The sequence below is a fragment of the Chryseobacterium populi genome (assembly GCF_000282115.1).
Taxonomy (GTDB): Bacteria; Bacteroidota; Bacteroidia; order Flavobacteriales; family Weeksellaceae; genus Chryseobacterium; species Chryseobacterium populi.
In genome coordinates this window covers 68146-88622 of sequence record NZ_AKJY01000041.1, presented here as the reverse complement: position 1 = coordinate 88622, position 20477 = coordinate 68146, and the positions used below count along the sequence as shown (strand labels likewise).

Below are 20477 nucleotides of genomic sequence, written 5' to 3'. Positions count from 1 at the left end.
TACAACAGGTACTGATGTGCTGGAAAAAGAATTTAGCGGGCATGCTTCCCAAGTGAAAACCTATTTTACACTGAACGGACAGCACACTGTACAAATTGAAGGAGAAGATACAGCTACCGGAATTTCTTTTACCCAGATCAAAATGATACGCGAGTCTGAAGGCAAAGATATCATAACAGATTACAGCGTTAAATATGATGATAAATATGTACGTCAAAATGGAAAATGGCTAATAAAAGAACGTACCGGTCATTTTATAATCATAGAAGCAAGATCAGTCAATTCTTAATTGAAAATAATGAATAAATGAAGTATTCAGACAAAGCATTAATCAGAGCTTATTCTTCCTGATATTTTCTTCATTTACAACTGATACAAACACAACCCTGCAAATAAGATTTGCAGGGTTGTGTTTTAAACTTTATCCTGGTTTTGAATGAGCTTAAATCAAACATTGGTGGAATCTTAGAAGGTTAGATAAAAATAAAAGCTGTGCCTGGTGATAGATTTCATGCCCGGTCATAGCAAAGACAGTGATGGAAATATCACCGTTATGATGCATTTACGTTGTAAATCTTCCTGCTTTTCAGAATCAGTGATCCCACAGGCGATTTCATTTTTCAGGACCTGAAGCAATAATTAATGATTATTAATATGCAAATCCAATTTTATCATCGCTTAAAATTAAAAAAAGTATAATTTTGCAGAAATATGAAAAAGCACTTTAAATAATGGTAAAAGTCCCTCAAATCTATATTCTTTAAAGCCATAATTTAAACTTCATCATCTTTTAGTTTAATACAGATTTTAATACCTGATCTGAGAAGCCAAGTTTTCTCAGGTATATTTTTAATTGTTTAACCATGACTGACCGTTTAAAGAGCGATAAACCTTTAAAAGGCCCAGCCTCATTATGAATACCCGGAATATTTCTAATAATACAACCATATGAAAAAACTCTTTTTTATTTTAAGCTTTTTATCCTGCCTGTTGGTAAATGCCCAGGATTTAGCTGCCTACAATAAATTATATAACAAGACCTATTTAGAAACCGCTTCCAAAGATTTCAAAAAAGCACTCTATATTGCTGATTCTTTATATAAGGCTTCTGAAACACCAACCCTTCAGGCAAAAAGTTTAATGCTTTCTGCTAACCTTTACAGAGATGCGAAAGATTTTAAGAGAGCCTTATTGTACGCCGAAAAAGCTGAAACAATTATTGAGAAGACTGATGATTTAAACTGGCAGGCACGGATTTCTCTCTTTTTAGCCGGCCAATATCGTGGTGTTGAACTCTACAGCCAGTCAAAAAAATACGCTCAGAAAACACTCGAAACAGGTAAAATGATTAAGGATACGCTAATAGCACATAAAATCCAGGGATTAATTCTGCAAGAAATGGCTTATTACGAAATGGATCAAAAAAAATACAGGAAATCCAATCAGTATATTCAACAATCTCAGCTTCATTTCAATAATGTTATAAAAGAAAAAGATTTTTTTACTGCTGATAACGAACAGATGCTTGGTTCTAATTATTACCATCTGAAAAATATTGAAGCTTCTTTATTTCATTATAAGAAGGCTTTAAATTTAGTTAAAGATGTTCCCGAAAATGAAATTACAGGATATATTTACAGTGGCCTGGCTAATGTATATTTAGAAAAAAAAGACCTGTTAAAAGCCAAGGAATATCTGGACCTCGCCAAGAAAGTATCATCTGAAAAAGCAGAAAACCTGGAACTTAAAAAGGAAGTTTATAATGTAGAGAAGCAATATTATTTACAGACCGAAAATATTGAAAAATTAAAAGTCATAGACCAGAGAAAAGATACACTAGAGAAAAAAATAGCATCAAAGACCCTCCAGTTTATCAATGAATCCTATACCAATCTTGATAAGAAAATAGTAAAGGCAGAGAACAAAAGCATTCAGAAAAATTATCTTATTGTATTTGTCCTGGTTCTTCTCATTATTATCCTGATTCTTTATATACGCTCTAAAATACAGCAAAAAGAGAATATTGAAAAGTTCGGGAAGATATTAGAAAAAGCCAATGAAAAGCCTAAAACTGAAAATAGCATTAGTTTAAGTGAAGATATTGTACCGGTACCTCAGATAGAAAACAATGCACCCTCTGTAATGATGGCCTCTGAGACCGAACAAAAGCTTCTTGCAAAGCTGAAGAAGTTTGAAAAATCCAATCTTTACAATAATAAGAACATTTCTCTCCCTTATCTTGCCGGCCATTTTGAAACCAATACCAAATACCTTTCCTATGTAATCAACACTCATAAAAAGAAAGATTTCAATAATTACATTAATGAATTGAGGATTAATTACATCGTAGAAAAACTTAAAAATGACTCTCAGTACAGAAACTATAAAATGGCCTCTCTCGCTGATGAAGTGGGGTTTTCTTCACACAGCAAATTCACCAAGGTATTTAAAAAAGAAACCTCTTTATCCCCTTCTTTATTTATAAAATACCTGCAGGAAGAAATTGTAGAAACAAAAAGAATAAAAGTCTAAAAAGCAATCGATTACATATCTTATATACCTTGTCTTTTTCGGGAAAAAAACAAGGTATTATCTTTTTATCCGGCAATAGGAGCGCTACTTTTGTCAGGCTTTTAGCAATCAAATGCTCAGGAAATTTTTAACCCATGAATATATGGTATTGATGACTGAATCCTCCAAGCATTTTACAATAAAACGTTTAGAATAATACAAAATGAAAAAGCTTCTATTGCCTTTATTAATTCCATATGGGATTTTTGCCCAAGTTGGTATTAATACTCCCACTCCTTCAGCAACCTTTGACATAACGGCAAAAAATTCCACAGGAACAACCACGGCAGCAGACGGTATACTGATTCCGAGAATTGACCGGCAAAGAGCCCAAAATATGACCGGAGTCACCTCTTCCACACTTATTTACGTCGATAGCATAGCAACCGGAACACCGACAGGAAATGCAGTCAATATCGACAGTACCGGTTTTTATTTTTTTAATGGAACCGCCTGGGTGAAACTGAATTCCAATATTTACAATTCCGACGGAACCCTTACAGAAAACAGAACGGTCACACAGGCTGGTAATACATTGGCTTTCAACGGCACATCACTTAATGCCTTTTCTGTGGCCGGATCTACATTTTCCGTAGATGCAGCCAATAACCGTGTGGGAATAGGAACCAGCACTCCTACAGCAAAAATAGAAGTAGCATCGGGAGTAACGGGAAGTTCGGGATTAAAATTTACCAATATCAATAATACCACTGCTCCTACATCCAATACTTCACCTCTTGGGATTGATGCCAATGGAAATGTTGTGGTACAAAGCTCTGTAACCACTTCATTCAGATCATTTAACATCAATGCGACTACTCCTACCAGTTCCGCCGTTGCTATAGGCTCTTTAGAGTTCAGATATCCATCCACCACCTGCACAAATACTGATTCTTATATCCAGGTAAGAACAACCACAGGAACGAATAATACGGGTATCATTCATGGGATTTACAGAACTGCGCAGAATGGTTCCGCATTCATCAATAGCGTTCCTTTAACGATAACTCCTACGTTTGCCAATATAGGCGCAGGCATTCCGGGCAATCCCAATCCTGCTATGATTCCCGTTAATTGTACACAAGACGGCCATGCCCAGTTTACTTTCTTTTCTTATGTAGATAAAACGTTCTACAGGGTAAGCTTTCACATAGCAGACGGAGACGGACTTGGCTTTGGAGCATTGGGGTATGTTTTTATAGAACTTCAAAGATAATTCCCATCTCATTATCTGATAACACAACTGTCTATCATAAATCAAAACTTTCATTTATGCCCGAAAACAGTTTATCCTCATTAAACTTTTTAATGAATTTACGATTCCGGAAACACAATGATTTTTAACCATGCAGAAATTCCCTCGATTCTGTCTGCAGGTTATTCCACATGGCTGGATGATTCCGGCCATGTTTATAAGAAGCTTAACAAACACAAAAAATGACCAAAATCAGTAAGCGGACTCAGTGAAAACCATATCACAATTTCTTCTCCGTTTCCATTTGTTTAAGAATGGATCTTTAAAAATATAAAACAATGAACAGAATCAATTTATTATCATGTCTTTTATTGACTCAACTGTTTTTTTCCCAGGTAGGCATTAATACAAGTTCTTCAAAAGCAACTCTGGATGTAACTGCAAAAACAACTGATGGCAGCAGGCCGGAAGGACTTATTGCACCCAGGCTTACAGGAGATCAGATCAAAGCCGGTGACGCGCAGTATCTGGCAGACCAGAAAGGAAGTATTGTCTATGCAACTTCTGCAGTAGGAACAGCATCAGCAAAAACGATCAACATTACTGCTGAAGGATATTATTTTTTTGACGGGAATATCTGGCAAAAAATAAACAACGGATCACCGGACATCAATATTTATAAAGACAACGGAATCCTTACTTCGGACAGAACAGTGACAATGGCTGACAAAAATCTTTCTTTTACCTCTTCTGCCACCACCGGAACCAGCCATTTTCAGATCGATAACACCACACTGAATGTAGATGCTGTGAATAACAGAGTGGGTTTAGGTACCGCAGCTCCCACTACAAGATTAGATATCAACAACGGAACAACTCCGGGGGCAATTAAAATTGCAGACGGAACTCAGGCTGAAGGAAGGGTTTTAGTTTCTGATGCAAATGGTACAGGTACTTGGCGTGACACTACCGGTTCTGCCCTTATCGTTAACTCAACAACGGGTACTAGTGTTAATATTTTGGGTACGATGACCTATACGGGGGCAAATGCTGTTGTTACGGTTCCCGGATATTATATTGTTTCACCACGCCTCATCACCAACAAAAGCCCGGTGGGTTGCGGAGCTTTTATTGCCTACAATCTAAGCAAAAGTGCGACAGTCTATGTAAGCCCTGCATTTCCTTCACAGGACATCCACATGGCTACAGGAACCGGAAGCTTTGACTTTATTTATACTTCAAATATAGCCTACCTGACAGCCGGAACTTATTATATGCAGGTAAGATGCGCTGCCGGCTGTACTACGAATACATCAAGAAATACTTTTGCAGAAAATAGTTTCACCCTGACTTTATTAAAATAAATACATCATTTTTCATCTTAAACGAGGTTCGTAATAATTTTTCTTAATAAGGTGTCTCCTGCGTTTGCAATGTCAAATGCGGGAGATTTTATTTATGATTTTGAAATTTAATTTTATTACTGAGAAGATTAGTATAAAAAAATCAACCCCGTTTATTATTTGCAGTAAATTAGCTGAAACGTAATATGGTACATGAAAAGGCTGCAGTGATCATATTTTTGTTGATTAAAATTTATAATAACCGTATGAACAGATATTTAAAAATTGTAATTATATTTTCCTTTATTTTAACGCTTTCAAATTATTTAAATGCCCAGAATAAAAGCTCGGATCATTTAAAAGCAGATAGTCTGACCTTTTTTGAAACAAGAGCTGCACTCAATCAAATACCGGCAACTGATTTTCAGAAACTGATTTATAAACACAACGAAAAGGAATTACCCTACAGGCTTCTGCTTCCCAGGAAGTATAATGCAGCAGAAAAATATCCGGTGGTTATTACTTTTCATAATTCCACAAGGATAGGAAATGATAATGAAAAGCAGCTGGAACCTCTATCAAAAATCTGGCTCAGAGAAGAAATTTATAGCCAATACCATTGTTTTGTCATTGCACCACAATTTAATGAACGTTCTTCAAATTATTTTAAAAATAAAAATGGAGTTTTAGAATCAAGACCCGGTGACGATGTTCGATTAGTTCTGGAATTACTCAAAGGAATTGAAAATCAATACAATATTGATCCGTCAAGAATCTATTTAGTCGGGTATTCAATGGGGGCCTCTACAGCTCAAAATCTTATGGCATTAGCTCCGCAAAAATTCGCAGCTATGATTTCTATTGCAGCAGTACCCGATTTTTCAAATCTATCAGCATGGAAAAACAAAAGCATCTTATTAATTCACGGGCAAAACGATACCGAAAACCCTTATATTGGAAGTGTAGAATTATATTCAAAGCTGTCAGGCAATAAGAAGCTAACTTTTAAAACTTATACCCAGCTTGATCACAACAATATCACCATTCCGTTTCTTTTAAGTGATGAAATCCCAAAATGGCTTTTTAAACAACACCAATAGATAAAATGCATTTGACAACTTTTATATAGAGCCCGTTAAGGCTCCATATAAACCGAGGCCGGCTTATTAATTTTCTTTTGTTTTATAAACTGATAAACAGAACCTGCGATAAAAAGAACAAAAAGAATCAGAAGTGTTTTTCCGATGATCGGATCACTGATGTCTTTAGCCAGCGGATGCCTTATCGGGACACGCGTAAATGTTTCATTAACAGTTGGCACCAGTGACATGAAAAAACTGAAAGACAGTAAAAAATTCTCGAAATACCGCACTTTTGAGTTTCCTTTCTTCCTAGAATAAAGAAAATAAGCCACAGCTACCAAAAGAATGATAAACAGGGAAAAAACATGCCCCGGATTGAAACCTCCATGCTTTGAAATGCCCAACGCAGTTATTGAAGTAATCATTGTTCCGTAAAAATAGAGCTTTCCCGATAACACGCTCAAATTGATTTTACCGTACCTGATAAATCCTGTTAATGCACCTGCAATTGCAGCAATGCCGATAATGGTGTGAAAAATGCCTAAACCTGATAGTCCCATCTTTATAATATTTTTAGTTATATATTCTGCTATAAAAAATATTGTTGCCCGAAAGCTTATGAACCTTACCGGAGATTTGAATCTTCTGAAGGAACAGTGCAAAATTGCAACAGAAAGCAGGGAATAACTTTGCAAATCAGTTCAATTATTTGGCATTTTGGTCCATAAAAAGCCCCTTAATTAAGGTCAGGAATTCTTAAAAACAGGTGAATAAAGATCTGCTATTTTTCTTTCAGGCCCTGACGATAGTCTCTGGGCGCAACATGGTATTTATCACTGAAGCTCTTTGTAAAATTGGCAAGGTCGTTGAAGCCGCAATTCAATGCAATTTCAGTAATCCGCTGATCAGAAACCAGCAGCAGTTCGGCAGCTTTTTCAAGCTTTTTATTTTTGATATAGCTGGCAGGCGTATCATTGTATAGTTTTGCAAACTCCCTTTTAAATGAAGACAGGCTTAAATTATTTTGTTCTGCCAGCTGCTCAATGGTTAATTGTGAAAAAAGATTGGCTTCAATAATCTGCTTAAAGGTATAGCTGACCGGAGAGAAAAGCTGCGACAATATGAGCTGTACTGCTTCTGCATTTTGTGTCTGAGACAATAACAGGATAATTTCCTTGAGTTTCAGGACCAGGATATCTTCATTGACCAATGACGGGTTTTCAAAATAAAATAATAACCCTTCGATGTATTTCTGAATGAGAAAGTCGTTGCTTATTTTTTCATTTGACTTATTTGAAATTACATTCTTGGGAGTCTGAAGCAGTAATGGCAGTTCCCTGTCATAAATTTTCTTCAATATATCCGGATAGAAAGTAACGATTACAATCTCACATTTACTTGTCGGATCTGAATGATGTATCTGCTTTCCGGAACTGATACAATTCAGAAATAAAGAATAGTTCGCAGGGATATTGATCTCTTCAATATCTACTTTATATTGAAATTTACCTTGTAAAACATATAGAAAACAAGCCTGTTCTGTAACGGGAAAATCAAATTTAAATGGTGGCGTTAATGCAATTTTTTGCATGAATGTCTTCCCAAACAGGTCGTATTTTTTATAATCGTTTACCATAATCCCGGGACTAATTTATTATTTTGCCTTCGCTGTTCTCTAATTTTTCACGGAATTTTTGAAGTTCTTCGGGGTTTGGTTTAACCCAGTCGTTTGCTTCTCCAATGATTTTTAATGGTGATTCGGAGCGATAGGAACGGGTCGGATTGCCCGGGAATTTTTTATCTGTAAGGTTCGGGTCATTTTCATAATTCCCTGTCGGTTCAACGATATAGACACGCTCACGTCCGCCTCCTTTTGCCAACGCAGCAGCAAGCCCTGCCCCATTAAGCATAGCTGTGAAATAAATATGATTCATTTTGAATTCAGCCTTATAATTAGAATTGCTGCCTGCCGTCAGTAAATCACCAATCTGCAGATCTGCTTTCGTTCCATGATAAAAAGGGCCTTTGTCTGAAGGATTATTTTTAAACAGCATCGCTAACTCAGAATTTTCTTTTGATTTTTCTGTGTCCCCTAAATCTTCATAGCATCTGGCAATATTTGAATAAAGAGAAGGCAGAGCACTTTTAACGGTGTCATCATTTATTTTTAAAGCATACTCCAAAGCTGTTTCGAGCCATTTTAACTGATCAGCAACCGTTTTCTGATGTCGGGATATATAATGGGCGGCAAGAAATTTTTCAAGGTCATTGGTCGCCTCGTTCCAACCTTGCATAAATAGTCTGATTGCTTCGTCAGGTTTGCCGTTTTCTTCCATGCCCATCCCTTGAAGACAGAGTTTAACAACATTGTTGAATGGTGAAAATTCCATGTTCTGATTATTTTCTGAATAAGTTTGTTCTTTGAGGTTAGTTTTTACATCTGCAATGCATCCTAACTTGTTTATATGTACAGCAAATTTACACAAATACTCCAAAATTGAGATCATGTGTAAGCAACATCTGGATCAGCTTACTGCTTCCCCAAACCTGAATGTCTGAGCCTTCCGAATTCTTAAGCTTTTCAATATCTTCAGGACTTTTCAGGAAACGATATTTTTCCAGTCTGATTGTTCCATGGTTTGGGACAGGATGTATTTGGTGCCGTCATTGATACCTGGTCAGAAGTCAGCATGATGAGGCCAGTAAAATGAAAGTTATTATTCCGGTTTACCAGATTAAAGTTACTTTAAAAAACTGTTCAAGTAGCCTAAAATTGTTGAAGTCTGCATTATCAGGCTTACATGACCTGTCCCGGAACAACAGCAAGCTGGGATTTCGGCATAGGCCCCAGATCAGCAGAAACTCCACCTCCCAGTAATTTATATGTTTTCATCAGCTCAATTTTATCCAGTCCGTCATTATCCCCGGAAATGATTAATACAGGTGCAGAAATTTTAGAAATACTAGCATCACCCAGGTCATATGGTACTCCAGCGGAAGCTACCATCTGCTTCAGGAAAAATGCTTTTTAGTATTATTTTAATGAAGAAAGACTTATGGTGTAATTTTCATATCCAGTTGTCGGACCATTATATCGTAATCTTTACCATGTGTATCGCCGATTACGGATTATTGGTGTTTACGAACAGGCATCTGCCCTATTCAAAAAATATTGATCCGTATATAATTAATTATTGATAATCTGAAAAACGAGCAAGGGAAATAAGAATTCAAAAACCCTTGCTCTAAAAAACACAAACTCTGACGAAATTATATTAGGGATAAATAATTGGTTATTGATCGTAATTCTTATTTATTCAGCACTACTTACAGAAAATGGAATCACAGTTGATAACCATTTCTTTCATGCCTTTTGTGTTTAAAATATTAAAAACAAATTCAAAAAATTACCTGTCTGTAATGTTTATCACCTGTCTTGTAAATTATAATGACAAATTTAGGATATGCCTGGAAAAAAGGTATTACTGCAATTCTACGCAAAACCAAAAACAATTGATTCACAGAAATTAAAAAACGAAATACAGTAATAATTCAGTAAAGATAAAAGAGGCTTTGTCAGATTTATTGAGGCTATTTCTTATTTTATAAAAATTTATCACTTAGAATACCTGTAATTAAGGCCATATTATCCTTGAATATTTTAATCTGAAAAACTACTGCATTGGCACTAACCACTATTTATTAATTTATAAAAAAACAAACAGTTATGCCATGCAGTATTCTTGTAATATCCGGTTTTTCATTGAATGTTCTTAGTTTCATCTCTGAAATAGAAACCAGATAAGGTTTTTAAATCCTGAAAAACTATCATAGCTGTTGTTTGTTGTTTAAGAGAAAGACACCTAAGTCACTATGCATTGAAGAAATTTTAATGCCTCAGCCAGGTATTAAAAAAAGTGCAATATGTCGTCTTCTCATAAAATCCGGAATATTGGATTAGAAAAAATAAGTACAATTAATTATAACAATGGTATAACCTTTCTGTGGATGCTGCCAATAACGGAATTAGGGCAGAAATTGCCGCTTCCACCGATAAATCAGATATAAGATATGACACAGCTGGAACTTTGGAAGTGATAGCCGGTACACAAGAAAGTAATAATGTATTACTGCCTGACGCTACCGATAATGCCGGATGGACTCAATTACCTGCTGTTCTTGGTATTTTAAATACAGTTCAAAGAATTGTTGTTAATAATTTGAATATCGGTTCATCAATAACATTAACTCCAGGCATATGGCTAATCTATGTTGATTAATTAAATCTGATTAATATACAACAGGAGTTCTGTTGGTTTATTCGAATATCTGCTGTGCCACTTATGCATTATCTCAAAAATTAAAATAATCCACCTGCCTTCAGATATTGCCAGTAACATTTTTTTGTATTTTTGTTAATACCAAAACTAAAACTATTAATTATGAAAATTCATGAAATCAGAGACCAGATTGCAAAAAAATTAAGCAATGATTATAATACATGGCATAATTTACTAAACCATACTCAACCGGAAAGTTATACCTGTGGTCATTGGAAAGTTGAAATTAATCCAACGGATATATGGGTCGATGTTCCCACCAGGACTTTTTCAGTTAATGATGGCTTTTTCTCTTCCAATGTAATACCGGAACCTGGCAATAATATCCAGGAAGTCTCTTATAATAAAGCTTTTACAGCAAAAGGTAAATTTGAACTTGATCAGGAAAATGATCTGAAATTAGAGAAAATCGATATTGATATTGAAATCGATATCTTTTAGAAAGCTGTCCTTTTAATTATACGACTGTAAAAAATTACCCGGTTTACAATTTTGCCCATTATTTATAAATAATGGACCTGATATGGTGCTGCTTATAAAGTATATCAATACCATAATTACCAAAATCTTATTCATAAACGATTTTTTTAATATTTATGATTACCGGCTATCATTATACCCGATTCCTTCAAAAAACAGGAGGTGAAAAATGGCGATAAAACCTGATAAAAATAGAAAATATACGGATTTTACCCTGAAATAAAAGATGTTCATCCTTCTTAATTTCCCATAAACACACTCATATTTCAAAAAATATACATTAAATATCAATTTAGTGTGAAATAAATTAGGTTATGTTAAATAAATTTTTAATTTAGTAGAACAAAACTAATACCTAAACATCAAACCCTCAAATTACAACTTATGAAAATTTTATTCCCCTCCGGAATCGGAAAGTGACACCACTTTAACTCCAATAACCCATCAACTCGTTAAGCCAATCCTTAGTTTCCACCCGGTTACTAATGATAAGTGACATGAGATTAAATCGTCTCTGAAGCTGTTTTATACGCAGCTGATTATACGATGCATCAAAAGGATAAAACTACAGATTGAGCAGCATTTGCAGAGATCTCCTCTATTAATGGCTGCATAAATTTCTAATGTATCTTTTACGGGCCATATCCGGCTTGTTTCCCCGTGCCCATACCGGATCTGATTTTTCAGATCAATAGTTACTCTTATGTAAAATAAAAACAATACCCCATGAACACACTTGAACTACTTAATACCCAATTTAAGTACCCTTTCCCAACATTAAAGAACCCCAATGCAGATCATCTGCAGGAAATCACAGAAAACCAATGGATCGATGGAGAATACCTCTGGCTTTATGAAAATAACCCTGATCTGCGGAAAAAATACAAGAAAACCAAAACAGCACATATTGCTGCCCAATGGTTCCCTACAGCACCTGTTGAACGTTTTAAACCCATCTGCAGGCTCATGCTATGGACATTATACAATGATGATCTTTATGAAGAAAGTGAACCTAACGATATTGAAAATGTACGTGCACAATCTATTGCAATACTGAATGGGAAAATCAGCGCTGCAGAATCAACAATACCTTTGGGATCTATGCTGATCTCATTAAGGCAGGAGCTCCTTCAATTCATTCCGGAGGAATCAATATTCCGTTTCAGCCAGATGATCAACAGGTACTTTACCGGATTGGAAACAGAACTGAAGTATAAGAAAAATAAAATGTTTCCAACTATAACGGAATGTATTGCCTTAAGGGAAGATTCCATCTGCCTGTACCCTTTCCTTCAGCTCACAGAAGTGGAAACTGGTGTTGTTCTGCCCCCGGAGATACATGAGCACCCTGTCATTAGACGTTTGCAAGCTTTAGCATGCCATTTGGTTACCTATTTCAACGAGGTGCAGTCTGTAGTGAAAGATGAGGCTACAGGAAGCATTTATTATAATATTGTAAAAGTGATCCAGAACGAACAACAGATTTCTCTCGAAGAGGCCTGTCTTGAAGATCTGCGGCTTCATAATGAAGACCTTAAAGAATTTATACAATTACAAGCTTCTCTTCCTGATTTTGGAATATGGCAGGACGCTGTTGTCAACTGGGTACATTATATGAGTATGGTGCTCAGCGGATGGAAAAATATATCCACAAAACTTGCACGCTATAATGCTATGGAATTCCCGCAAGCAAAAGAACTGAAAGAAAGACTAAACCAAATATAATACGATCAATGAACAGGTTTTTCAGTTTGCTTATTACAGCAGCCTGGAAAACGGCTTATTAAGTACGAATATTAACTTTTCATCATAAACTAAAAATCATATATCATGAATAATCAATTGAATGTACCCAAGCCGGTATACCCTTGGGAAACCCTTCAAAGCCCCTTCGCAGGAACCTTCTACGAAGAAGAAACCAACTGGTATGATGAGGATTATCAATTCTTATCAAAAGAGGCAATGGCAAGGTATAGAAAGATGCGATTAGTGGATGTAGGGCCTTTTATGGTACCTGCTGCTACCAAAAAGGACAGAATACTTCATGCAACACGTTTTGCCATTTATATGACCGTAACTGATGATTATGCTGAACTTTTGCCAATAAAGGAAATTGCAGCTTTCAGAGACCGTATTTTTGAGGTAATGATGGGAGATGATCCAAAGCCGGGAGAAATAGGAATGCTCCGTCAAATGCAGACAAACAGGAAGGAATGGATTGCACTTGGGATGCCGGATTTCTGGCTTGAACGGATCGCTAAGAATTATAAATACCGTTTTGTAACTGACGGAATTATGGAAGAATCACCATATAAAATCAGTAAAGATGTTCCTCCTATTCCCCTCTTTCATTTAATCCGTGCCAATTCCATAGGAATGATTCCATTTGTTGATTTGATTTGTCCTTCAACCGGTTTTGCCTTACCGGATTACATCTATAATCATACTGTTATGCAGCGTATTATTATGTTGCAGTCAATCATTGTTGCCCTTCAGAACGATTTTGCAACGATCGGCAAAGAGCTCGCCATAGAATCAGAAATTTTCAATATCATCAAATTATTACAGCACCATCATAAAATATCTTTTGATGAAGCCTGTAAAGAAGGAATGAAAATTCATGATGAGCTTGTAAACGAATTTGTTACATTATCAAATCATCTCCCAAATTTCAGTCCATACCAAAAGGAGACAGAGGAATTTATTGAGTACATAAAACAGATGATCAGCGGTTTAAATAATTGGTATTATAAAAGCGGAACGAAACGGTATGAACCTGGTGGGTTTGCTGTACCCCCTAATGGAAAAGGTGAGACGATAGAAAGAGTAGAAATTAAGTATTTCTAGAGCTTTCACAAGCAAACCCCGTTTTAAATAGCCATAGCCTATGCTATCCCGGCTCATCCTGATCCTTTATGAACTAGAAGGAAAACGGAATCAAATATGAAACAATATTAAAAAAATAAACTTAAATCTTAAACAAGATGAAACCAGAAGAATATTATTCAAAAAATTACCTGCCACGGGGCCATTATCCCTGGCCTGATCTTATCAACCCGCATGCAGAACAGATGGGGAAAGATATGGACGGATGGATTGATAATGACTATACTTTCCTGACAGAAAAACAGCGCGAAATATACAAGAAAATGAGGTTACATATGTGCACTGCCCGTATGTGGCCAGACCTGACCTATGAGCAGAGTATTCCTTGTAATAGGTTTATGCTCCAGTATGTCGCTCTTGACGATCAGGTGGAACATTCATCCCTGGAAGAAATCCAGCAATTACGGATTCGTTGTGTAGATATTCTCAGGGGTGCTCAGCCAAAACCAGAGGAAAATGCCCTCTATCAGCACATGGCACTGATAAGGGATGAATTTCGTGCTTTGATGCCTGACTTCTGGGTTGAACGCTTTATCTACTATTTTTATCAATCCTTCAGATACGGGATTGAATTGGAATATCCATATAAAATAGCACAAAGCCCACCTTCACTCACCCTTTTCAAAACCATTCGGGAGTATTCTGTCCTTATGCGCCCATATCTGATCTTTGGTGAGATTGAATCAGGCCTCATACTACCGGAGCATATTTTTGAGCATATTGTTGTTCAAAAAATGATATCTCATATGACCCTGGTTGTTGCGTGGCAAAATGACATTCATTCCCTGCCTAAAGAAATGGCAAAAGGAACAGAAGTTTTTAACCTAGTTTTTGTATTGCAGCAAGAATATAATCTTTCACTGGAGGATGCGTGCTCTCAGGCATTCCAGATCCACAATGAGGAATTGGACAAGGTGCTTGCTTTACACAAAGAGTATCGTGAATTTGGCGAGTACCAGGAACATATTGATAAATTTGTTTACTATGCAGGTGTCGGACTTCAGGGTGTAAATACTTTTTACCTGGAAACTGAACGATACCGGCATGGAGGCGTTGGGTTTGCATGGCCGGAAATCAGTAACGATATGAAAATATAAAGGATTTGTGATCAAGAACATAAAACATTATTTTTAATCACCTTTTTCAGCAGGCCCTTCACATATGAACAATATAAAAGGCAGAGATATTCCTATCTCTGCCTTCAGCTGTGTTTTTAGAATCCTTATTGCCCTAAATAAATGAAATAATTTGCATTCAGCGCACTTGGCCGTATATCGATGGGGTCTGAATTTCCACCCGAACTTACCGAGTAAGTATGATTATGAGCCGTTGAACTTGATAGCAGAGTATAATTGGCGCCACCTACGAAGGATCCGGACAGCCAATAGGCGTGGATATTATTCCCACCTCCGTTTACAGCATTCGTCCTGATTCTGTCATACGTTATGGTGTGGGTGTGTCCACCTGTTGAATTGGTAGAATAGCTGAAATTAAAAGACGGAAGGTTTGCTCTTACAAGGGTTACCGTATTATTTCCTGTAACGTTTCCGGTGGTTGCTGATGCAGTTCCTATTGAATATCGACCGGTTGCATCAGGTAATGAGGTGGTTATTCCCAATATACCGGAAGCATTGTCCTGGGCAGCCTGGGGAAGTGTGCTGATGCTTCTGCCATTAAGAAGGTACCATCCGTCATGGTCTGTTGTAGAATACGACGGCTTTACATCACCCACATCAAAAAAGCCCGGATCATGCATTAATACTCCTTGTGCATCAGAAACAACGTTTCCAACACTGTTTAAACTCTGAATTCTGGTGTCTCCATTTACATCTAAAGCCTGAGTTGGAGAACTGGTAAGTACACCAATGGCAGAGCCTGTTCCGCTGATATAAAATAATCCCGGCCCGAGATTCAGAAAATTACCGTTTTGAGTTACCTGCCTGTCTGAAATAATAGTTCCGTCTACAGTATAAATGATATTATTGTTATTGATAACATTTTCCAGAAGAGGGAGCCAGCTTCCGGCATGAAAGTACCAGAAGCCCTTTTTATTGATGGTTGCTCCGTCATTGGTAAGTGAGTAAACCAACTCAGATTCATGAGGGGTTTGTATATTTTGAATTTGTGTAGCAGTTTGTCGAGGAATAAGAATTCCGTTTTTACCGGAAACGATCTCCAGTACAGCTTGAGGGGAATCTGTTCCAATTCCTACCATTGCCCTCTGAGCCGCAATGGATATATACCCAAATAAAAACAGAGAGGTTATAATTATTTTTTTCATGATTTCCAGTTTATTGTCCCAGGTAAATAAAATAAGTGTACATGATACTTTCCGGTATGATATTAAAAGAGGTATTATTTCCTCCTGATGCAGCGAATCCGGTGTGGGTATGAACACCTGAAGTAGGCAGGGTTATTGCTGCAGTACCTGATGCCGTTCCTCTTCCTGCTCTTACAATAAATGCAGTTCCGGTCGCTGATGGGGTTACATTCCATCCCCCGCTTATGGCAGTATGGGCATGGTTAACAGATGCCGAAGTTGTTCCTGTCATGTTATAATTGGGAAGATTAGCTCTCAGAAGGTTAATATTTGATGTACCTCCTGTTGCTAATGTAGCTCCCTGTTTCATTAAAAGATTATTGGCATTGATCAAATTCCCGCTAATTCCCAATGATGCAGCATTGGCTTGAGCAATTGCAGGCAAAGTGTTAATTGCCCTTCCATCTAATTTATACCAGCCATTATGATCCGTAGAGCGTAGTGATTCTTTTACTGTTCCGTAAGGTACTTTTGGTCCGATTGCCAGAGTTCCGTCTGTTAAAGCGACTACATTTCCACCTGATAAATTTCTTACACGTACATTTCCATTTACATCCAATGTATGTTCAGGCGAATCATCTCCTATTCCTGTTTTCTGATCGACAGCAAGAAGTGTTAGCTTATCTGGATCAAAAGATAAATTGTGCCCGCTCATATTCATTGTCCGGTCAGCCGCTAATGTACCATCACCATTATAAATATCTACATTCAGCTGTAAGGTGGCTCCAAAAGGTTTCCATATTGCCCCATCATAATACCAGAACCCTGTATTATTAATAATACTGCCATCATTTGTAGTAGCATATAATAATTCCCCAAGAACAGGATTGCTGATAGCCTCTGCCTGCACTGCTGTCAATCTGGGGATTAATATGCCTTGTGTAGTGGAAGTAACATCTAATGCGGCTCTTGGATTAGAATTACCAATACCTACTTGCGCTTTTGTATTGATAAATAACAAAAGATACAATAGGGATAAAAACTTTATTGTAGTTCTGGTTTGCATATGATTTTATTAAGTTCCTAAATAAATAAAATAATTAAGCTGGATATAGCCGGGATTTAGAGAAATGGGAGTAGATGTTCCTCCGGAAGGTGCAGTTACAGTATGGGAATGGGATCCGTCAGCTGACGAGGTATAAGTCTGGCTGGCAGACACAGAACCTGCAGCTGCGCCACCTGCCAGCTGCCATACGTTAGCTGCTCCCGTTGCATCCTGAGATAAATCGGTTCCCCTTACTAAAACATTCCCCGGGCTTATCAGATCATGGCTGTGACCTAAAAGTGTGGTATTACCGGTCATTGTAAAATTGGGGACATTTCCTTGTGTAAGTACTACATTATCTGTTCCGGTTATGGTTCCTGGTGAGCCTTGCTTGATATATTTGTTGGCTGCATCCGGAAGGTTACCGGTAATTCCCAGGCTTGCTGCCCTTGCCTGAGCATTGGCAGGAAGAGAGGTTAAGCTCCTTCCGTTCAGTGCATACCAGCCATCATGATCTGTTGTAAGGGAAGAATAGCGCAGATCCCCATAATGGTAAACTATTGCGGCATTTGTAGATAACGTACCATCTGATGTCGTAAAAACATTTCCTGCAGATAAACCGCGAATTCTCATTCCCCCGTTTACGTCTAATTTGTGGGTAGGAGCTGCCGTCATAACCCCGACATTTCCGGATGTATTTCCTGATATAAACAATTTATCCGGCCCTATATTCAGATTATGATTGTCAAGACTTACCATCCTGTTTCCGGAAAGAGCTCCGTCTGAACTGTAGATATTTATTCCTGCTGAACTGTTGGCAACAATAGGTTTCCATGAACTACCGTCATAATACCAGAATCCAATACTATTGACTATACTTCCGGTATTTGTGGTGCTAAAAACCAATTCTCCTTCTGTAGGAAGATTAATTTGCTCTACTTGCACTGCTGTCATTCTGGGAATTAAAACCCCACTTTTATCTGAGACGATATCTAATGAGGATTCAGGATTGGGAGTATTAATTCCTATTTGGCTGAAAGTTTTCACACTTAATAATAAGCATAAAAAAAGCACTTGTTTTTTCATATAATCAATTGTGGGTACAATATTTTTACACAGCAAAACTATAGCTTTAATTGATGATAGATTAAGGTAATTGATAGAAATATATTGACAGCCCTGTAGAAAGAATTAGACAATTTTTATAGGGCGAAATTGTATTATTTGTTATAAAGAAATTATTTGATCTGAAAAAGACAGGACAGTTGATCATCCCCGGTGGATCCCGGACTTGGGTCAATTTCGAGAGCATGATCCTCCATAATCCCCAGTTGAAACAGCAATAAAGATGTCTTATATTCCTGCTTATTTTGCCTTATCAATCATGAATTTAATATCCCTGGAAAAATTCTTTGCAATGGCCCTTCCATACATCAAATACCAGAACGGAGAAAGGATGCCCTGTATAGTTAATGTAGCCGTAATTTTCACACCATTCCCTGCCTCTTTGTAGAAATAGGAAATAAAAAAATCACATAAGGGTAACTCCCATAAATATACAATGCTTTTTTGATATTCATCACTTTCAAAAACGACTATTCCGGGTTGTGGAAATATCCTGTTTTTAATATCCATTCCCTTCCCTACTGAAAAATTACCATTCAACGAAGAATATTCTGTATCAGAATCAATATGATTCCGGTAATTGATATCTGTCACCAACTGCCATATCCCGCTTACAGAAACTTCATCTGTAAATATTGAATACACTTTATCCTGCACTTTTTACTGAATTTTATTTATGTATGATTATTGAGTATGAGTTTTATTTTTGTGGAGAACTGATAATCATCCGAAGCAACTGGTTTCCGGTAAAATAAATTATGCTCCAATTCTTTATTATGATAGAAAAAAGAATTTCATACCCCGGATCATCAAAGAAGTCTTTCCCTTTGTAAATGCTTAAATTGTCCCAAGAACTTTCTAAGATCTTTCCTATCCTATTTTGTGCCGGGATTCCACAGGATTTTTTTATAAACCATCTGGATATCATCAGTCAGACCTTTTCAAAAGCTTGCTATGAAACGTAAGTGGAAATCAGGATCATAGAATTTTTCAGAGAACAGATGTATTTGATTCCGGTGCAAAATTAGGTAAACAATTGCATTATTGTGACGATTATGATATAGAATAAAATAACAGTGCCTGTAGAAATTTTTCTATACAATTAAATACAATTATTAATTGACAGAAGGATAATGAAGAATATACATAATATTGAAAAACAGATGACGCAACAGCGTAAAATAATCTGATTCCAATAACTCATGATAATGATTGGAACATTAAATTTTAAACCATTAAGGGCATTAAGTTAATTGATCAGCCTGTTGGTTTTCCCGCTTATAAACAGTACCTTTTCAAGAAAAATTGTGAAGTTAGAATTATATCAAATAGACACATTTACAGATGAGCTTTTTCGTGGAAATTCAGCTTGTGTTGTTCCGCTAAAAAGTTGGTTACCTGACGAAATCCTGATAAAAATAGCTCGTGAAAATGCCGTAGCTGAAACAGCCTTTTTTATTGATAAAGGTAAAGAAATTCAGTTGCGGTGGTTTACACCTGAGATTGAAATGGATTTATGTGGGCATGCTACCCTTGCTACTGCCCACTGCTTACTTTCAATTTTAAATTATCCCAATAAGGAAATGGTTTTTGATACAAAAAGTGGCAAGCTGACGGTCACCTTCCGGGATAATCTTTATTATCTGGACTTCCCTTCCAGAATGCCGGAAGCATCATCCCTACCGGATATTATAGCAAAATCACTGAACATTCAGCCCAGAGAAGTATTCAAATCCCGGGATTATCTTCTGGTATATGATTCAGAGGATGATATCAAAAATATTAAAATTGAAAGACCTATTTTCGACCTCATCAACCTGGATCCGGGCGGAGTTATCGTTACCGCAAAAGGTATTAATAGTGATTTTGTCTCGAGATACTTTACACCCCAGGCAACTATCCTTGAAGACCCGGTAACCGGTTCCGCACATTGCTCACTCATTCCATTCTGGGCAGAAAGACTCTCAAAGCAAAATCTTTCTGCCATTCAGCTTTCCGAAAGATGCGGAAAACTATACTGTGAAAACCAAAATGAAAGGGTCATTATTGGAGGAAAAGCAAAAACTTATTTCATGGGGTATTTTTGGACTGAATAGGAAATTTATTCCCTTTTTAGTAATAAATATTATAGAACAAAAATTTCAGAAATT

Annotated in this window: 19 protein-coding genes; 11 read left to right on the top strand and 8 right to left on the bottom strand. The window is 36.8% G+C overall.

The window, feature by feature from the left end; all coding sequences use genetic code 11:
- The 5 genes from PMI13_RS11670 to PMI13_RS11650 all read left to right on the top strand — a co-directional run.
- Positions 1-289: nuclear transport factor 2 family protein (locus tag PMI13_RS11670; RefSeq protein WP_007843878.1), on the top strand; the 289-nt coding region annotated here is incomplete at its 5' end.
- 659 nt (positions 290-948) lie between these two features.
- On the top strand, positions 949-2532 hold the full coding sequence (locus PMI13_RS11665; protein ID WP_007843877.1) for a helix-turn-helix domain-containing protein: 1584 nt from the start codon (positions 949-951) through the stop codon (positions 2530-2532).
- Positions 2533-2734: 202 nt separating this feature from the next.
- Positions 2735-3787, top strand: a complete 1053-nt coding sequence (locus tag PMI13_RS20655) for a hypothetical protein (protein ID WP_007843876.1) — start codon at positions 2735-2737, stop codon at positions 3785-3787.
- Between the two features lie 317 nt (positions 3788-4104).
- Complete coding sequence (locus PMI13_RS20650) at positions 4105-5130, top strand: hypothetical protein (RefSeq protein WP_007843874.1); 1026 nt, start codon at positions 4105-4107, stop codon at positions 5128-5130.
- A gap of 245 nt (positions 5131-5375) precedes the next feature.
- The gene (locus PMI13_RS11650; protein ID WP_034669591.1) at positions 5376-6209 is read left to right on the top strand and encodes a carboxylesterase family protein; all 834 of its coding nucleotides are present in this window, start codon (positions 5376-5378) and stop codon (positions 6207-6209) included.
- A gap of 35 nt (positions 6210-6244) precedes the next feature.
- Here the strand turns inward: PMI13_RS11650 and PMI13_RS11645 are convergent, their stop codons facing one another.
- The 4 genes from PMI13_RS11645 to PMI13_RS11630 form a co-directional block, all read right to left on the bottom strand.
- Positions 6245-6751 carry a hypothetical protein gene (locus tag PMI13_RS11645; protein ID WP_007843870.1) on the bottom strand — a complete coding sequence of 169 codons (507 nt, stop codon included), beginning with the start codon at positions 6749-6751 and terminating at the stop codon, positions 6245-6247.
- A 221-nt stretch (positions 6752-6972) separates the two neighbouring features.
- Positions 6973-7827 (bottom strand): helix-turn-helix domain-containing protein, encoded by an 855-nt coding sequence (locus tag PMI13_RS11640; RefSeq protein WP_007843869.1) that lies wholly within the window; start codon positions 7825-7827, stop codon positions 6973-6975.
- 10 nt (positions 7828-7837) lie between these two features.
- A complete protein-coding gene (gene arr / locus PMI13_RS21795) occupies positions 7838-8245 on the bottom strand; it encodes an NAD(+)--rifampin ADP-ribosyltransferase (protein ID WP_394330384.1) in 408 nt (135 codons plus the stop codon).
- Between the two features lie 743 nt (positions 8246-8988).
- Complete coding sequence (locus tag PMI13_RS11630; RefSeq protein WP_007843867.1) at positions 8989-9198, bottom strand: hypothetical protein; 210 nt, start codon at positions 9196-9198, stop codon at positions 8989-8991.
- Positions 9199-10195: 997 nt separating this feature from the next.
- On the opposite strand from PMI13_RS11630, the gene PMI13_RS11625 reads away from it, so the two are divergent.
- From PMI13_RS11625 to PMI13_RS11605, 5 genes are all read left to right on the top strand, one after another.
- Entirely contained in the window at positions 10196-10471 is a 276-nt protein-coding gene (locus tag PMI13_RS11625) for a hypothetical protein (protein WP_007843866.1), read from the top strand.
- Between the two features lie 162 nt (positions 10472-10633).
- Positions 10634-10972, top strand: coding sequence for a hypothetical protein (locus tag PMI13_RS11620; protein WP_007843865.1), 339 nt, complete (start codon positions 10634-10636; stop codon positions 10970-10972).
- A 765-nt stretch (positions 10973-11737) separates the two neighbouring features.
- Positions 11738-12736: a terpene synthase family protein gene (locus tag PMI13_RS11615; RefSeq protein ID WP_007843864.1), complete on the top strand. Its 999-nt coding sequence runs from the start codon at positions 11738-11740 to the stop codon at positions 12734-12736.
- Positions 12737-12841: 105 nt separating this feature from the next.
- On the top strand, positions 12842-13858 hold the full coding sequence (locus PMI13_RS11610; protein ID WP_007843863.1) for a terpene synthase family protein: 1017 nt from the start codon (positions 12842-12844) through the stop codon (positions 13856-13858).
- A gap of 137 nt (positions 13859-13995) precedes the next feature.
- Positions 13996-14994 (top strand): terpene synthase family protein, encoded by a 999-nt coding sequence (locus PMI13_RS11605; RefSeq protein WP_007843857.1) that lies wholly within the window; start codon positions 13996-13998, stop codon positions 14992-14994.
- A 125-nt stretch (positions 14995-15119) separates the two neighbouring features.
- Here PMI13_RS11605 and PMI13_RS11600 read toward each other — a convergent pair whose 3' ends face one another.
- From PMI13_RS11600 to PMI13_RS11585, 4 genes are all read right to left on the bottom strand, one after another.
- Positions 15120-16178: a hypothetical protein gene (locus PMI13_RS11600; protein ID WP_007843856.1), complete on the bottom strand. Its 1059-nt coding sequence runs from the start codon at positions 16176-16178 to the stop codon at positions 15120-15122.
- Positions 16179-16188: 10 nt separating this feature from the next.
- Positions 16189-17223, bottom strand: a complete 1035-nt coding sequence (locus PMI13_RS11595) for a hypothetical protein (RefSeq protein ID WP_007843855.1) — start codon at positions 17221-17223, stop codon at positions 16189-16191.
- Positions 17224-17232: 9 nt separating this feature from the next.
- Positions 17233-18288: a hypothetical protein gene (locus tag PMI13_RS11590; protein ID WP_034669556.1), complete on the bottom strand. Its 1056-nt coding sequence runs from the start codon at positions 18286-18288 to the stop codon at positions 17233-17235.
- Between the two features lie 279 nt (positions 18289-18567).
- The gene (locus tag PMI13_RS11585) at positions 18568-18972 is read right to left on the bottom strand and encodes a hypothetical protein (protein ID WP_238536305.1); all 405 of its coding nucleotides are present in this window, start codon (positions 18970-18972) and stop codon (positions 18568-18570) included.
- 662 nt (positions 18973-19634) lie between these two features.
- Here PMI13_RS11585 and PMI13_RS11575 point away from each other — a divergent pair.
- Positions 19635-20423: a PhzF family phenazine biosynthesis protein gene (locus tag PMI13_RS11575; protein ID WP_034669587.1), complete on the top strand. Its 789-nt coding sequence runs from the start codon at positions 19635-19637 to the stop codon at positions 20421-20423.
- Positions 20424-20477: the final 54 nt, after the last annotated feature.

Coding starts and splice junctions, on each gene's coding strand:
- PMI13_RS11665 (WP_007843877.1), top strand. CDS start 949: ATGAAAAAACTCTTTTTTATTTTAAGCTTTTTATCCTGCCTGTTGGTA.
- PMI13_RS20655 (WP_007843876.1), top strand. CDS start 2,735: ATGAAAAAGCTTCTATTGCCTTTATTAATTCCATATGGGATTTTTGCC.
- PMI13_RS20650 (WP_007843874.1), top strand. CDS start 4,105: ATGAACAGAATCAATTTATTATCATGTCTTTTATTGACTCAACTGTTT.
- PMI13_RS11650 (WP_034669591.1), top strand. CDS start 5,376: ATGAACAGATATTTAAAAATTGTAATTATATTTTCCTTTATTTTAACG.
- PMI13_RS11645 (WP_007843870.1), bottom strand. CDS start 6,751: ATGGGACTATCAGGTTTAGGCATTTTTCACACCATTATCGGCATTGCT.
- PMI13_RS11640 (WP_007843869.1), bottom strand. CDS start 7,827: ATGGTAAACGATTATAAAAAATACGACCTGTTTGGGAAGACATTCATG.
- arr (WP_394330384.1), bottom strand. CDS start 8,245: ATGCTGTTTAAAAATAATCCTTCAGACAAAGGCCCTTTTTATCATGGA.
- PMI13_RS11630 (WP_007843867.1), bottom strand. CDS start 9,198: ATGGTAGCTTCCGCTGGAGTACCATATGACCTGGGTGATGCTAGTATT.
- PMI13_RS11620 (WP_007843865.1), top strand. CDS start 10,634: ATGAAAATTCATGAAATCAGAGACCAGATTGCAAAAAAATTAAGCAAT.
- PMI13_RS11615 (WP_007843864.1), top strand. CDS start 11,738: ATGAACACACTTGAACTACTTAATACCCAATTTAAGTACCCTTTCCCA.
- PMI13_RS11610 (WP_007843863.1), top strand. CDS start 12,842: ATGAATAATCAATTGAATGTACCCAAGCCGGTATACCCTTGGGAAACC.
- PMI13_RS11605 (WP_007843857.1), top strand. CDS start 13,996: ATGAAACCAGAAGAATATTATTCAAAAAATTACCTGCCACGGGGCCAT.
- PMI13_RS11600 (WP_007843856.1), bottom strand. CDS start 16,178: ATGAAAAAAATAATTATAACCTCTCTGTTTTTATTTGGGTATATATCC.
- PMI13_RS11595 (WP_007843855.1), bottom strand. CDS start 17,223: ATGCAAACCAGAACTACAATAAAGTTTTTATCCCTATTGTATCTTTTG.
- PMI13_RS11590 (WP_034669556.1), bottom strand. CDS start 18,288: ATGAAAAAACAAGTGCTTTTTTTATGCTTATTATTAAGTGTGAAAACT.